We start from the raw sequence: 229 nt of genomic DNA, 5'->3' as shown, positions 1-229 counted from the left end.
GTTCATCGTAAATTGTGAATTCTTCTCCTGTTAGTTTGTTATTCCCATCAGCTACATACACCTTTGTTATTTCAAGGCTTACTTATATTTTATTATCTTTTACAATTTGTTTAATAATTTCTCCATCTTGCTTAATTTCAAAGGAGAAGGTTTCTTCTTTTATCACATATCCAGCTGGTGCGAGTGTCTCTTTTTATGTGGACTTTCCTAGCTCTAAGTTACCTAGTTC

Annotated in this window: 1 pseudogene; it reads right to left on the bottom strand. The window is 32.8% G+C overall.

The features are described from left to right. Positions 1-193 (bottom strand): annotated as a pseudogene (locus JDS96_RS32760) (hypothetical protein); the annotation flags it as partial. Positions 194-229: the final 36 nt, after the last annotated feature.

Source organism: Bacillus cereus group sp. N21 (genome assembly GCF_016483395.1).
GTDB lineage: Bacteria > Bacillota > Bacilli > Bacillales > Bacillaceae_G > Bacillus_A > Bacillus_A pseudomycoides.
Note: the sequence above shows the minus strand (reverse complement) of the source record. Positions and strands in the feature narration are given on the sequence as shown.